General features: G+C 71.8%; 14 protein-coding genes. 13 read left to right on the top strand and 1 reads right to left on the bottom strand.

The genetic code is table 11. From position 1 onward, the window contains the following. Positions 1–23 precede the first annotated feature (23 nt). The 11 genes from HCN51_RS00345 to HCN51_RS00295 all read left to right on the top strand — a co-directional run bounded on the left by HCN51_RS00345 (position 24) and on the right by HCN51_RS00295 (position 10,972). The gene (locus tag HCN51_RS00345; protein WP_168005500.1) at positions 24–1,415 is read left to right on the top strand and encodes an aminopeptidase P family protein; all 1,392 of its coding nucleotides are present in this window, start codon (positions 24–26) and stop codon (positions 1,413–1,415) included. A gap of 150 nt (positions 1,416–1,565) precedes the next feature. Continuing rightward, positions 1,566–2,357 (top strand): MlaE family ABC transporter permease, encoded by a 792-nt coding sequence (locus HCN51_RS00340; protein ID WP_080040927.1) that lies wholly within the window; start codon positions 1,566–1,568, stop codon positions 2,355–2,357. Continuing rightward, a complete protein-coding gene (locus tag HCN51_RS00335) occupies positions 2,357–3,211 on the top strand; it encodes an ABC transporter permease (protein ID WP_080040928.1) in 855 nt (284 codons plus the stop codon). The genes HCN51_RS00340 and HCN51_RS00335 overlap by 1 nt, the downstream gene beginning before the upstream one ends. 4 nt (positions 3,212–3,215) lie before the next feature. After that, the gene (locus HCN51_RS00330; RefSeq protein ID WP_168005498.1) at positions 3,216–4,229 is read left to right on the top strand and encodes an MCE family protein; all 1,014 of its coding nucleotides are present in this window, start codon (positions 3,216–3,218) and stop codon (positions 4,227–4,229) included. After that, positions 4,229–5,272, top strand: coding sequence for an MCE family protein (locus tag HCN51_RS00325; protein WP_168005496.1), 1,044 nt, complete (start codon positions 4,229–4,231; stop codon positions 5,270–5,272). Before HCN51_RS00330 ends, HCN51_RS00325 begins: the two co-directional genes overlap by 1 nt. Continuing rightward, positions 5,269–6,288 carry an MCE family protein gene (locus tag HCN51_RS00320; RefSeq protein ID WP_168005494.1) on the top strand — a complete coding sequence of 340 codons (1,020 nt, stop codon included), beginning with the start codon at positions 5,269–5,271 and terminating at the stop codon, positions 6,286–6,288. Before HCN51_RS00325 ends, HCN51_RS00320 begins: the two co-directional genes overlap by 4 nt. Continuing rightward, complete coding sequence (locus HCN51_RS00315; protein ID WP_080040932.1) at positions 6,285–7,310, top strand: MCE family protein; 1,026 nt, start codon at positions 6,285–6,287, stop codon at positions 7,308–7,310. The genes HCN51_RS00320 and HCN51_RS00315 overlap by 4 nt, the downstream gene beginning before the upstream one ends. Further along, positions 7,307–8,308, top strand: coding sequence for an MCE family protein (locus HCN51_RS00310; protein WP_168005492.1), 1,002 nt, complete (start codon positions 7,307–7,309; stop codon positions 8,306–8,308). The genes HCN51_RS00315 and HCN51_RS00310 overlap by 4 nt, the downstream gene beginning before the upstream one ends. Then, complete coding sequence (locus HCN51_RS00305) at positions 8,305–9,633, top strand: MlaD family protein (protein ID WP_168005490.1); 1,329 nt, start codon at positions 8,305–8,307, stop codon at positions 9,631–9,633. Before HCN51_RS00310 ends, HCN51_RS00305 begins: the two co-directional genes overlap by 4 nt. Beyond that, positions 9,633–10,358: a hypothetical protein gene (locus tag HCN51_RS00300; protein ID WP_168005488.1), complete on the top strand. Its 726-nt coding sequence runs from the start codon at positions 9,633–9,635 to the stop codon at positions 10,356–10,358. Before HCN51_RS00305 ends, HCN51_RS00300 begins: the two co-directional genes overlap by 1 nt. Positions 10,359–10,375: 17 nt before the next feature. Next, a complete protein-coding gene (locus HCN51_RS00295; RefSeq protein WP_168005486.1) occupies positions 10,376–10,972 on the top strand; it encodes a 4'-phosphopantetheinyl transferase family protein in 597 nt (198 codons plus the stop codon). 42 nt (positions 10,973–11,014) lie between these two features. On the opposite strand, the gene HCN51_RS00290 is transcribed toward HCN51_RS00295, so the two are convergent. Next, entirely contained in the window at positions 11,015–11,947 is a 933-nt protein-coding gene (locus tag HCN51_RS00290; protein ID WP_168005477.1) for a cation diffusion facilitator family transporter, read from the bottom strand. A gap of 34 nt (positions 11,948–11,981) precedes the next feature. Here HCN51_RS00290 and HCN51_RS00285 point away from each other — a divergent pair, with 34 nt between their 5' ends. After that, a complete protein-coding gene (locus HCN51_RS00285) occupies positions 11,982–12,440 on the top strand; it encodes a MarR family winged helix-turn-helix transcriptional regulator (protein ID WP_080040939.1) in 459 nt (152 codons plus the stop codon). 130 nt (positions 12,441–12,570) lie between these two features. Further along, the gene (locus HCN51_RS00280; protein ID WP_168005475.1) at positions 12,571–13,221 is read left to right on the top strand and encodes an LppX_LprAFG lipoprotein; all 651 of its coding nucleotides are present in this window, start codon (positions 12,571–12,573) and stop codon (positions 13,219–13,221) included. Positions 13,222–13,223 lie beyond the last annotated feature (2 nt).

The following is a 13,223-nucleotide window of genomic DNA, read 5'->3' as shown; positions in this document are numbered from 1 at the left end:
AAATATCACCCGAGGACTGCCAGATGACCGAGCCGCTCAACACCGGAAGCCACGACCTGCCCGTCACCGAGGAGCTGGCCGCCTTCATGCGCACCGGCTGGGGGCGGCAAGGCGCGGCCGAGGTGAGCGCGCGGCCGATCGCGCCCTGGGCGGCCAAGCGGCGGGCCGCGCTGGCGCAGCGCTTCCCCGGCGAGCGGCTGGTGATCCCGGCGGGCACGCTGAAGGTGCGCAGCAACGACTGCGACTACCGGTTCCGGCCGCACAGCGCGTACTCGTACCTGACGGGGGCGGGCGAGTCGGACGACGTGCTGGTGATCGAGCCGTCCGGCGAGGCGGTCCTGTACGTCAGGCCGCGCGCCCCGCGCGAGGAGGGCCAGGAGTTCTACCGCGACCGCCGCTACGGCGAGTTCTGGGCCGGCCCGCGGCCCGACCTGGCGGAGGCGGCCGAGCTGTACCAGATCGAGTGCGCCCACATCCGCGAGCTGAGCCTTGAGGGCCCGGCCCGGGTGCTGCGCGGCGTGGACGCCTCGGTGGACGCCCGGGTGCCGAGGGGCGACGGGGACGCCGAGCTGGAGTCGTTCCTGTCGGAGATGCGGCTGGTCAAGGACGAGTGGGAGATCGGCGAGCTGCAGGGCGCCGTGGACGCGACCGCGCGCGGCTTCGAGGACGTGGTGCGCGCGCTGCCGCAGGCGCTCGGGCACCCGCGCGGCGAGCGGTACCTGGAGGGCGTGTTCGGGCTGCGCTCGCGGCTTGAGGGCAACGCGGTCGGCTACGACAGCATCGTGGCCGCCGGCGCGCACGCGTGCGTGCTGCACTGGATCCGCAACGACGGCGCCCTGAACGCCGGCGACCTGCTGCTGATGGACGCGGGCGTCGAGGCCGACACGCTCTACACCGCCGACGTCACCCGCACCATCCCGATGTCCGGCCGGTTCAGCGCGGTGCAGCGGCAGGCGTACGAGCTGGTGTACGAGGCCCAGTCGGCCGCCATCGCCACCCTGCGCCCCGGCGCCCGCTTCCGCGACTTCCACCTCGCCGCCATGCGGGTCATCTGCGACGGGCTGCGCGACTGGGACCTGTTCACGCAGTCCACGGACGAGCTGATGGAGACGGGCCTGTACCGGCGCTACACGCTGTGCAGCAGCGGCCACATGCTCGGCCTCGACGTGCACGACTGCGCCAAGTCGCGCGCCGAGATGTACCTGGACGGCGTCCTGGAGGAGGGGCACGTGCTGACCGTCGAGCCGGGCCTGTACCTGCAGCCGGACGACCTGACGCTGCCGGAGGAGCTGCGCGGCATCGGCATCCGCATCGAGGACGACCTGGTGATCACCGCCGGCGGCGCCCGCCTGATGTCCTCGGCGCTGCCCCGCCACCCCGACGAGATCGAGGCGTGGATGGGCGCCCTGCTGTGATCGGCCGGGTGTAACGGGGCGGTCACTTTTCGTACCCGCCTGACAAGGCGCGGCCCGGCCCTCATCCCTTTCGCGCAAATTCCCGCCAAGCCATGGCCTACTGGACAACCCGTCAGTAGGGTGGGCGATCCGTAGGCGGCGGAGGTGGTGATGGCCTGGTCCGGGTACGTCGGACGCCGGGCCGGCTCGGCTCTCGGCCAGGTCGGCGACCTGTTCGTCATCGTCCTGGAGGGCCTGCGCCGGAGCTGGGACGTCAGGCGCTGGTGGTGGGAGTTCGTCGACCAGTGCTGGTTCCTGGCCCGCGTCACCAGCGTCCCCGTGCTGCTGGTCGCCCTGCCGCTGGGCGCCACCGTGGCCCTGCAGGTGGGCGAGCTGGCCAGGCAGCTGGGCGCCGGCTCCGCCACCGGCAGCGCGGTCTTCGTCGGCCTCATCCGCGAGGTGGCGCCGCTGGCCAGCGCGCTGCTCATCGCCGGGGCCGGCGGCAGCGCGATGACCTCCGACATCGGCGCCCGGCACATCCGCGACGAGCTGAGCGCGATGGAGGTCATGTCGGTCAACCCCATCCACCGCCTGGTCACGCCGCGCATGTGGGCGGCCAGCACGATCGCGGTGTGCCTGTGCCCGCTGGTCATCGTGGCGGGCGCGGCGGGCGGCTACTTCTTCAACGTGGTCGTGCAGGGCGTCACGCCGGGCGCGTACTTCGACGGGGCGCTGTCGCTGGTCGTGGCGTCCGACCTGTACGTGACGCTGTTCAAGGCGTGGATCTTCGGGTTCGTGGCCGCGGGCGTGGCGTGCTGGAAGGGCATGACGTGCGCGACCAGCCCGGTCGGGGTGGGGCGGGCGGTCAACCAGGCGACCGTGGTGACGTTCATGCTGGTGTTCACGTTCAACTACGTGATCTCGGCCGTGTACTTCCTGGCCTACCCGCCGAGGTCGCTCTGATGGTCACCCGGACCGCCGGCCTCCGGCTCGCCCGCAGGGGACGGGACGCCGCCGAGCGGTTCGCCGCGCTGGCCGACTGGCCGCTGTTCGTGTGGCGGGTGCTGTTCTACTCCGTACGCGACGTCGTGCTCCGGCTGAAGTACTTCAAGGTCGTCGTCCGGCAGGTCAGCGACGTGGTCGTGGGCGTCGGGGCGACCGTCATCGGCGGCGGCATGATCTTCGTGGTGTTCACGATGGCGTTCGTCGTGGGCGCGACCGTGGGCCTGCAGGGCTACCAGGGGTTGCAGGCGATCGGCGCGGAGTCGTTCATGGGGCTGGTCGGCAGCTTCGCGAACGTGCGGGAGATCACCCCGATCATCGCCGCGACGGCGCTGGCGGCGCAGGTCGGCTCGTCGTTCACGGCGGAGCTGGGCGCGATGCGCATCTCGGACGAGATCGACGCGCTGGAGGTGATGGGCATCAACGCCTTCACCTACCTGATCTGCACGCGGGTGGTGGCGGCGCTGCTGGCACTGGTGCCGATCTACCTGATCGCGTTGTTCGCCAGCTTCTTCGCCACCCGGCTGATGTGCACCGTGCTGTTCGGGCTGGCGCCCGGTGTCTACGACTACTACTTCTATCTGTACCTGCCGGTCAGCGACATCGTGTTCAGCGTCGCCAAGGTGGCCGTGTTCGCCTTCGCGGTCATCGTGATCCACTGCTTCCACGGCTTCCACGCCACGGGCGGGCCGGTGGGCGTGGGGGTGGCGGCGGGCCGGGCTATCCGCCAGTCGATCGTCACGATCGTGCTGCTCAACCTGCTGCTGTCGTACCTGTTCTGGGGCGGCGGCGGCAACATACCGCTGACGGGGTGAGCCGGTGGCCCGAGCTGATCTCTCTCTCGCCGCCCGGCTGGGCCTCGCGCTGGCCGTGCTGGCCGTCTTCGCCGCCGCGGCCCTGTACGCCGTCCGCTCCGCCACCCAGGTCCCCGGCACCCGGATCGACGCCGTGTTCGGCCGGGCCGGGCAGGGCCTCGACGCCGGCTCCCCCGTCAAGATCCGCGGCATCACGGTCGGCGAGGTGACGAACCTGTCGCTGGACCCTCAGGGCCGGGCCGTGGTCACCATGCACGTGACGGTCCCGCTGCCCAGGACCACGGTGGCGTCCGTGGAGCCCGCGTCGGTGTTCGGCCCCAAGTTCGTCGGCCTGGAGCCCGGCTCGGGCGAGACCACCGGCCCGTTCCTGGCGGCCGGCGCCGTCATCACCGACACGCGCGACCCGCTGGACCTGTCCGACACGCTCGGCGACGCCTACGAGGGCCTGGACGCGGTCGATCCGCGCGAGGTCACCGTCATCGTGCACACCCTGGCCAAGGGCCTGGAGGGGCAGGGCACCGACCTGCGCGAGCTGATCGACGACGCCGGCACCGTCGTGGGCGTGGCGCACCGGCACCGGCAGCGGGCCAGGCAGTTCCTGCACGACGCGGCGCTGCTCGGCACCGCGCTGTCGGACAAGGGCGACGACCTGGTCGCCATCTCCTCCGACGTCAACGTGATCACCCCTGACCTGCTGGAGCGGGCCGACAAGGTGCGCGCGCTGCTCGCCGGGATCGACTCGATCTCGGGCCAGGTCACGCACGGCCTGGCCAAGCACCGGCAGGACCTGCGGGCCGGCGTGCACTCGGGCGAGCGGGTGGCCGCGCTCATCTACGCCCAGCTCGGCCTGGCCGGCGACGGCGTGCGCGGCCTGAACCGGCTCATCGACCTGCTCAACGAGCTCATCGAGGCCCCGGGGCCCGGCAACAGCCGCCAGCTCCAGGTGGAGGCGTTCGTGGCGACCGACATCTGCGAGCTGATCGTCGGCGCCTGCGGCCCCACCGACGGGAGGCGCTGATGGAACGCGTGCGCCGCCGCTGGACGTTCGTCCGCTTCGTGCTGTTCATCGGCGTGACGCTGTCGCTGATCGTGTTCATCGCCGTGCAGATCGCGCGGGTGAGCACGGGCGGCGGCTACCGGCTGACCGCCGTCTTCGACGACGTGTCCGGGCTGGTCGAGGGCGACCAGGTGAAGATCGCCGGCGCGCCGGTCGGCCAGGTCGAGCGGATCAGGGTCGTGGACGGGCGGGCGGAGGTGACGATGGAGGTGCGGGACGCGGTCAAGGTGCCCACCGACACCGAAGCCGCCGTCCGCTGGCGTAACGCCGTCGGCCAGCGCGTGGTCTACCTGCTGCCCGGCACCGCGCCCGGCCGGCTGCCGCCCGGCTCGCGCATCACCCGCACCTCCTCCGTCGTGGACATCGGCGAGCTGGTCAGCGACCTCGGCCCGCTCACCCGCAGCCTCGACCCCGAGCAGATCAACCGGCTCCTGACGGCCGCCGCCACCTCGCTCAAGGGCAACGAGCACAACATCCCCCGCCTGCTCGACAACGTCAACGCGATCACCACCACGGTCGCCGAGCGCAGGAAGACCATCGAGCGGCTGCTGAAGGACTACGCCACCGTTACCGGCGTCGTCGCCAGGCGGGACAAGCAGATCGAGCGGCTCGTCGACAACCTCGTCACGCTGTCGGAGGCGTTCGCCGACAACCGGAAGCTCGTGGACGACGCGCTCGTGCAGCTCTCGGCCACCTTCCACACCTCCAACGAGGTGCTCGGCAAGAACGCCGGCGAGCTGGGCCGGCTGGTCGACAACCTGTCGGGGCTGACCGGCGGCATCCGGCGGCACGTGGGCGAGATCGACAAGGCGGTCAGCACGTTCCCGCCGCTGCTCACGCGGGCGTACTCGTCGGTCAACCGGGGCCACTACTTCATCACCGCCGTGCCGTGCCTGGCGCTGAGCGCCGCGCCCTGCCCGTACGGAATGCAGACGCCGCCGCCGCTGCGCAACACCAGGATCCAGAGCGAGAAGGACCTCAGGAAGCTGCTGGTGGGCCGGTGAAGTCCTTCCGCGACCGCGACAAGCACGCCGTCGGCCTGGCGTCGCTGGCCACGCTGGCCGTGGTGCTGGTGGCCACGTTCCTGGTCGGGAACCTGGGGCTGCTGGAGGGCGGCTACACGATGTCGGGGGTGTTCGTGGACTCCGGCGGGCTGCGCACCGGCAACGACGTCCGCGTGGCCGGGGTGCGGGTCGGCAAGGTGACCGAGGTACGGGCCGACTACGGGCAGGGCAACGTGGTCGTCACGTGGAAGGTGGACGACGGCGTGCGGCTCGGCCGCTCCACGCGGGCCGACATCACCCTGTCCAACCTGCTCGGCGGCCGGTACGTCAAGCTCACCGGCACCGTCGCGCCCCCGTACCTCGACCAGCTCCCCGAGGCCCAGCGGCGCATCCCCGTGCAGCGCACCGGCGTGCCCACCCTCGTCAACGACGCCATCAAGGACGCGACCCGGCTGGTCGAGCGGCTCGACACCGATGCCGTGGACGACCTGCTCACCGAGCTGGGCAAGCTCGACACGTTCAAGCGCGGCCGGGTCACCCGCCTGCTCGACAACATCGGCGAGCTGTCGGAGACCATCAGCGGCAGCGAGCCGCAGCTCCAGCGGCTGCTCGACAACGGCACCCGGATCATGAAGGTCCTGGAGAAGAAGGACGCCCAGCTCGGCCGGCTGCTCGACGCGGTCGAGATCATGCTGAACGAGCTGCGCCGCCGCCGCGACGAGCTGCGCGTGATCCTGGGCGACGGCAGCGACCTCGTGGCGAGCACCACCCGGCTGATCACCGAGCACGAGCGGGCGCTCGTGCGGGTGCTCGACGACAACGCGGCCATCACCACCCGGCTCAGCGGCAGCAACGAGCGGCTCAACGCGCTGCTGGCGTGGGCGGGCCCGACGTTCTCCGGGCTGGCCACGATGGGCGGGCAGGGGCCGTGGCTGGAGGCCATCGCGACCGGCCTGGGGCCGATCAACCCCGAGGTGCTGGCGGCCATCGCCGACGACAGGAAGGAGCGGCGATGAGACGGCTCGCGGCGGTGCTGCTCGCCTGGGTGCTGCTCGCCTCCGGCTGCTCGGTGGGCGGGGCCGGCCCGTACCCGCTGGTGGCGATCTTCAGCCAGGCGCCTTCCCTGTACGAGGAGGCGCGGGTCAAGGTGATGGGGCTCGACGCCGGCTACGTGGACCGGATCCGGATATCAGGCGACAAGGTACGGGTGGAGCTGCGCATCGACCGGCACGTGCCGCTGCCCGCCGACGTCCATGCCGTGGTCGCGCCGCAGAACACGCTGGGCGAGCGCAACGTCGTCCTGTATCCCCCGTGGAAGCCCGGCGACGCGCGCGCCCAGGCCGGGGCGACGATCCCGCTGGAGCGCACCGACCTGCCGGTGGAGATCGACGAGGCGCTCGACGCGTTCACCAAGCTGACCGACGCGCTCGACGACGACAAGCTCGGCCGGGTGGCCGGCGACCTGGCCGACGGGGTCCGCGGCCGCGGCAAGACCATCAACGGCGCCATCGCCGACACCGCCGAGCTCACCGGCGTCCTGGCCAAGCAGGACCAGCAGCTCGTGGACCTCGCCAAGAGCCTCAACAAGCTGGCCACCAGCCTCAACGAGCGCGAGAGCCAGGTGACCGGCGCCATCGACGCCTTCTCCGAGGCCAGCGCCACGCTGGCGGAGGAGCGGCGGCGGCTGCGCGGGTTCGTCACGTCCATGGCCGGGTTCGTGCGGCGCGGCGACGTCATCATCGAGCAGTACTCCAAGCGGCTGCCCCAGGCCGCCACGACGCTGGCCGAGCTGGTGCTGACCGTGCGGGCCAACAGCGCCTCCACCGCGCGGGCGGTCAAGGGCGCGGCCGACTTCGCCGACGTGCTCATCGACTCATGGGACCGCAAGCAGCACGTCCTGAAGATCCGCGTCGTGCTCAACGCGATGACCAGGGCGTGGCTGACCCCGCTGTTCGACGCCCTGAACCTGGGCCCGGTGCCGTGCCTGCCCGCCGGGCTGAGCAACTGCCCCTTCGAGCGACAGGGGAACCCCCGATGACCAGGCGGTGGACGGGAGTGCTCGCGGCGCTGGCGCTGACCGCCGGGTGCTCGCTGCAGACGCTCGGCGCCACCACCGGCGACCTGACCCTGCACGCCGTCTTCGACGACGCGCAGAGCCTCGTGACCGGGCACAGCGTGCAGATCTCCGACGTGCGCGTGGGCACCGTCACCGGCATCGAGCTGGCGGGCTACCGCGCCAGGGTGACGATGTCGATCCAGTCGGCGCACCGGGTGCCCGAGGGCAGCACGGCCACCGTCGCCAAGACGTCCGTGCTGGGCGAGAACTACGTCCGCCTCACCCCGCCCCCCGGCAAGAACCTCGCCACCGGCCCGTACCTGAAGGACGGCGCCACCATCGCCGAGACGTCCGTCGAGCCGGACATCGAGCAGGTCACCGCCAAGGCCGGGCCGCTCATCGAGGCGCTCGGCGCCCAGGACGTCAACGCCATCCTCGACGCCGCCTCCACCGCCTTCGCCGGGCAGGGCGACGACGTGAACCGGCTGATCAAGCAGACCGCGCAGGTCACCGACGCGTACGCGGCCGCCCGCCGCGACCTCGGCACCTCCATCGACGCCCTGGCCAGGCTCGGCGACGACCTCGCAGAAGGTAGCGCCGAGCTGGACAAGCTGCCCGGCACGCTCGCCGCCGCCACCGGACGCCTCGCGCACGGCCGCAGGCACGTCAAGAAGACCATCGTCGCCCTCACCCGGCTCGCCGAGCAGGCCAACCTCACCGTCTACCCGCGCCACGCCGCGCGGCTGCGCACGCTCCTGCGCGAGCTGGAGGCCATCTCGACGGCCATGCAGCGGGGCAAGGAGGACCTCAAGGCGCTGGTGGCCAAGCTGCAGGCGTTCATCGACACGCCGCCGATCACCGTCAACGGGCAGGTGCTCATCTACGTGTGGCTGAAGGGCCTGCTGCCGAACGTGCGCGGCGCCCCCGTACGCGACGAGCGCGGCGCCGACTTCAGCCTGCTGCTGGAGCCGCCGCGATGAGAAACCGCATCTACGTCAACCTCGGCTTCTTCGTGCTGCTGGGCATCGCCATGACGGTCTGGGCGTTCAGCACGATCATCCGGCTGGACGCCGTCGAGCGGCCCTACCGGGTCTCGGCCGAGTTCGTCTCCTCCCCCGGGCTCATCCGCGGGTTCGACGTGGCGTACCTGGGCGTGCGCGTCGGCAAGATCGGCGAGGTGCGGCTCGCGCCCGGCAAGATCATCGTGGGCCTGGACATCGACAGGGAGATCCGGCTGCCCAAGGGCGTCACCGCCGAGGTGCGGCGCCGCTCCGCCATCGGCGAGCCGTACGTGGCGCTCTCCCCGCCGCCCACCGGCGTCGCCGGGCCCGCGCTCGCGCCCGGCGACACCATCCCGCTGGCCAGGACGACCGTGCCGCTCGACTACAAGAAGCTGTTCGAAGGGGTCGGCAAGCTGCTCAACGCCGTGCCTCCCGAGGACGCCGACACCATCGTGCACGAGCTCGCCGTCGCCCTCGACGGGCGCGCGCCCGCCATCCGCCGCATCGTCGACGACGCCCACACCCTGACCGGCACCCTCGCCGACAACGCCGCCGTCCTCGACGACCTCGCGGTGCAGCTCACCCGGCTCACCCACACGCTGGCCGGCCGGCGCGGCGCGCTCGCCTCCGGCATCACGGACCTGCGCACGGTGACGGCGGCGCTGCGCGAGTCACGTACGGACCTGAACGCCATCCTCGACCAGGGGCCCGGCGTGTTCGCCCAGCTCGACGCCGCCATCCGCACGTCCAGGCCCGGCTTCTCCTGCCTGCTGACCGCCGCCGGGTTGCCGCACCAGCCCGCCTTCTCCGCCGCCACCGAACGCAACGTGCACCACCTGCTGAGCATCATGCCGACCGCGCTCAGCCTCGCCGGCGACATCAGCGAACGGCGCGGCGGGACCGTGTACGGGAAGGCGTCGTTCATCTTCAGCGTGCCGGGCGGGCCGACGCCGGCCGAGGAGTACGCAGGCCCGCTCGGGCCGCCCGCCATCCCCAAGCTGCGCTCCTGCCCGGCCCGCTCGCCCGCGCCCGCCCCCGACTTCACCGCCGACCGCGGCCACACCTCCGCTGACGACGCCGACGCGTCTTCGGCCGCCGAGCGTCCCAGCGAGCAGGCCACTCCTGAGCCTTCCTCTGACAGCAGCACCACCCCGTCGCCCAAGGGTGTGGCCGCCACCCGGCCCGCGCCCCCCATGAACGTCGTCCCGCTGATTGCCGCGATCTTCCTCGCCGTGGTGGTGAGCGGTGGCATCGTGGGCTGGATCGCGGCGGGCCGGGCCGCCCGCCGCCGTGAGGAGCCGTGATGACCGACGAGCCCAAGGCCGTCCAGCCGCCCGAGGACGTCCAGCCGCCCGAGGACGTCCAGGAGCGTGAGGACGCACAGGAGCGTGAGGACATCCAGAAGCCCGAGGACGCACAGGAACCTGAGGACACCCACGCGCCTGACGGTGGGCGGCCCTCGCGGCGCGGGCGGTTCACGCGGGCCAAGGTGATGGGCGCGCTGGCCGCCATGCTGGTGACCGCGATCACCGCCACCGCCGTCCTGCAGTGGCTCTCCGCCGCCCAGGCCGAGGACGCCCGCGCCGGCCTGGAGTCGGAGCGCGCCCTGCGCCTGGAGGTCTCCGGCGCGGCCAGCGCCTTCAGCCGCGCCCTGCTCAGCTACGACTACCAGAACCTCCAGAGCACCCGCTCCACCCTCGCCGCCCAGGCCACGGGCGACTTCCTGAGCACGTACGACGCGGCGTTCGGCGGCGCGATGGCGCAGGTCATCGTCAAGCTCAAGGCCACCTCGCAGGCCACGGTGCGCGAGGTGTACCTGGCGGACGTGGACGAGGCCACCGCCCACGCCATCGTCGTCGTGGACCAGCAGGTGAACACCTCGGAGGCGATCCGCTCGGTGAAGGACTCCCACCTTAAGATCAGCCTTGTCAAGGAGAAGGGGACCTGGAAGATTCATGACGTGACCGTGCTCGGCGCGGCGTCGGAAGACCAGTACAACCTCAACGACGACAAGAAGAAGAAGGACTGACGATCGGCCCTTTAGCGATGGGCGGCCGCCCCGACGAGGTGCGCGCCCCCGATGACTGGCTCACCGAGGTGGAGAAGGAGCGGGCCGCCCGCTTCAGGTTCGACACCGACCGCACCATCTTCATCGCCGCTCACCTCCTCGTCCGGCTCTGCGCCGCCGAGGTGCTGGGCGAGGACCCGGCGCGGCTCACGCTGCTGCAGTACTGCGAGATGCACGGCTTCGGGCACGGCAGGCCGTACTTCGAGCAGTATCCCGACCTCGGCGTCAGCTTCAGCCACACGCGCGGCTACGTGTGCGCGGCGGCCGGGCCCGGCAAGGTCGGGGTGGACGCCGAGCGCGTGCGCCCTGGGCCTCTGGACACGGTGCTGGCCGACCGCGTGCTGACCCCGCGCGAGCGGGCGCTGGTCACCGGCAACGACGAGCTGATCCGGCACTGGACGCGCAAGGAGGCGCTCATCAAGCGGGGCGAGCTGACCCTCGACAAGGTGAGCGCGGGCGGCGAGGACCTGACCGGACGCCACCTGCTGGAGTGGACGGCCGGCCCGGACATCAGGGTGGCCGTCGTCACCGACACCCCGGCCCGGCGCGCCCCCATCCCGGGCGCACCTTCATGAGGGTGTGCCTTCACGAGTGGCGGCAGATCGAGGAACGGGCCTTCATGAGCGGCGGCGGGTGGGGGTCGGGTCGAGGAAGACCTGCCTGACGCCGGGGAAGCGCTCCCTCAGCCGCCGGTCCACCTCCTCGCAGGCGCTCTCCACCCCGGCGGCGCTGGCCTCGTCCCGGAAGTCGATCTTCGCGGCGACCAGCACCTCGCCGGGGCCGATCATCATCGTCAGCAGCTCGACCACGTCCTCCACCTCGGGCTGGGCCAGCAACACGGCCCGCACCCCGGTCTCGAGCGCCTGCGGCGCGGCCTGGCCGATGAGCAGCGACAGGTTCGACTGGATCAGGATGAGCGCGACGACCAGCAGGAGCAGGCCGATCGCGACGGACGCGGCGCCGTCCCACAGCGCCGAGCCGGTGAGCTGCGACCCCAGCAGCCCCGCACCGGCGACGAGCAGCCCCACGAGCGCCGCCGCGTCCTCGAACAGCACGGCCTTCAACGCGGTGTCGGACGTGAGCCGCACCAGCCGCACGGGGCTCACCTCGTAGCGGACCGCCTCGGCCCGCAACTGCCGGTACGCCTTCGAGAACGAGACCGCCTCGATCACGAACGAGACGGCCAGCACCACGTACGACGGCGTGAGGTTCGCCAGCTTCTCACCATGGCTGATCTCGTGCAGCCCGTGCGTGACCGAGAACCCCGCCCCGCCCACCAGCGTCGCCACCGCCGCCATCATCGCCCAGAAGAACCCGGCCTTGCCGTGCCCGAACGGGTGCCGCCGGTCGGCGGGCCTGCCCGCGCGGCGCACCGCCACCAGCAGCAGGAGCTCGGTGACCGTGTCGGCGGCCGAGTGCGCCGCCTCCGACAGCATCGCCGCCGAGCCGCCGATCAGCCCGGCGACGAGCTTGGCCAGCGCGATGGTGAGGTTCGCGGCGCCGGCGACGAGCACGGTGCCGAGGCTCTCCCCCGACTTGGGCTCCCCCATGGTGTTCAACTCTACGTGCGCTAGATTGGGGATCATGAGCGCGCCTCGCTGGCTTTCACCCGCCGAACAGCGTGCCTGGCGTACACACCTGGCGCTGCACAAGCTCCTCATGCACCGGCTCGACCGCGAGCTGCAGGAGCACTCACTCTCGTTGAACGACTACGAGATCCTCGTCAACCTCTCCGAGAGCCAGGGCCGGCGCATGCGGATGAGCGACCTGGCCGACGCGACCATCCAGTCGCGCAGCCGGCTGTCGCACCAGATCTCCCGCATGGAGGCCAAGGGCCTGGTCGTCAGGGAAGACTGCCGCGACGACCGGAGGGGCACGTACGCGGTGCTGACCGACGAGGGCTGGGACACGATCCAGCGGGTCGCCCCGCACCACGTGGCGGGCGTCCGCGAGCACTTCGTCGACCGGCTCACCGACGACCAGCTCGAAGCGATCGAGGAGGCGTACGCGCCGCTGGTGGAGCACCTGAAGAAGCTCCGCTGACGCGCCGTGCTGACGTCCGGCCCGCGCTGAGCCCGGGGGGCCAGCGGTGACATCCCGCGGGCCTGCGCCGACACCCAACCGATATCGGCCACCGCGCGCGGCCCGCGCCGGCGGTCGATACGATCCGGGCATGCTCAGAAGACTCCTCGTCGTCGCCGTGCTCGCGTTAGCGGCGGCGTGCTCGTCGGGTGGCGGCGGGGCCGAGCTGCCCGCCGGGCCCGACCTGATGAAGAAGGCCGCCGAGGCCATGAAGGCCGTCAAGTCGGCCGGCTTCTCGATCACCACAGAGGGCAAGCCCAACCTGCCGATCACCAAGGCCGACGGCCGGCTCACGGCAGGCGGCGACGCCGACGGCACGCTCACCCTGAACATCCTGGGCAGCCTCCAGGAGGTCTCCTTCACCCTCGTCGGGGAGACGGTGCACTTCAAGGGGCCCACCGGCGGCTTCCAGAAGATGAGCAAGCAGCAGCTCGCCCAGTACTACGACCCGTCCGCGATCCTGGCCCCCGCCAAGGGCATCGCCCACCTGCTCGCCTCCGCCACCGACCCCAAGGTCGAGGCCGCCGAGTCCGGCTCCTACCGGGTCGCCGCCACCCTGCCCGCCGACGTCATCGCACCGATCGTGCCGGGCGTCACCCAGGGCGTCAACGCCAAGGTCTGGCTCGACCAGGCCACCAGCCGCCTCACCAAGGCGAGCCTGCCGTTGCAGGGCGGCACCGTCACGGTGTCGTTCAGCGACTACGACGCACCCGTCACGATCACGCCGCCCGCCGCAGGGTGAGC

This window comes from Nonomuraea composti (assembly GCF_012034275.1).
Taxonomy (GTDB): Bacteria; Actinomycetota; Actinomycetes; order Streptosporangiales; family Streptosporangiaceae; genus Nonomuraea; species Nonomuraea composti.
This window is presented reverse-complemented; position numbering and strand designations above follow the sequence as displayed.

Excerpts from the sequence above, each read along its gene's own strand:
- HCN51_RS00285 (WP_080040939.1), top strand. The coding sequence starts at position 11,982 with ATGAGCGCGCCTCGCTGGCTTTCACCCGCCGAACAGCGTGCCTGGCGT.
- HCN51_RS00335 (WP_080040928.1), top strand. The coding sequence starts at position 2,357 with ATGGTCACCCGGACCGCCGGCCTCCGGCTCGCCCGCAGGGGACGGGAC.
- HCN51_RS00325 (WP_168005496.1), top strand. The coding sequence starts at position 4,229 with ATGGAACGCGTGCGCCGCCGCTGGACGTTCGTCCGCTTCGTGCTGTTC.
- HCN51_RS00340 (WP_080040927.1), top strand. The coding sequence starts at position 1,566 with ATGGCCTGGTCCGGGTACGTCGGACGCCGGGCCGGCTCGGCTCTCGGC.
- HCN51_RS00300 (WP_168005488.1), top strand. The coding sequence starts at position 9,633 with ATGACCGACGAGCCCAAGGCCGTCCAGCCGCCCGAGGACGTCCAGCCG.
- HCN51_RS00280 (WP_168005475.1), top strand. The coding sequence starts at position 12,571 with ATGCTCAGAAGACTCCTCGTCGTCGCCGTGCTCGCGTTAGCGGCGGCG.
- HCN51_RS00305 (WP_168005490.1), top strand. The coding sequence starts at position 8,305 with ATGAGAAACCGCATCTACGTCAACCTCGGCTTCTTCGTGCTGCTGGGC.
- HCN51_RS00295 (WP_168005486.1), top strand. The coding sequence starts at position 10,376 with ATGGGCGGCCGCCCCGACGAGGTGCGCGCCCCCGATGACTGGCTCACC.
- HCN51_RS00345 (WP_168005500.1), top strand. The coding sequence starts at position 24 with ATGACCGAGCCGCTCAACACCGGAAGCCACGACCTGCCCGTCACCGAG.
- HCN51_RS00310 (WP_168005492.1), top strand. The coding sequence starts at position 7,307 with ATGACCAGGCGGTGGACGGGAGTGCTCGCGGCGCTGGCGCTGACCGCC.
- HCN51_RS00315 (WP_080040932.1), top strand. The coding sequence starts at position 6,285 with ATGAGACGGCTCGCGGCGGTGCTGCTCGCCTGGGTGCTGCTCGCCTCC.
- HCN51_RS00290 (WP_168005477.1), bottom strand. The coding sequence starts at position 11,947 with ATGGGGGAGCCCAAGTCGGGGGAGAGCCTCGGCACCGTGCTCGTCGCC.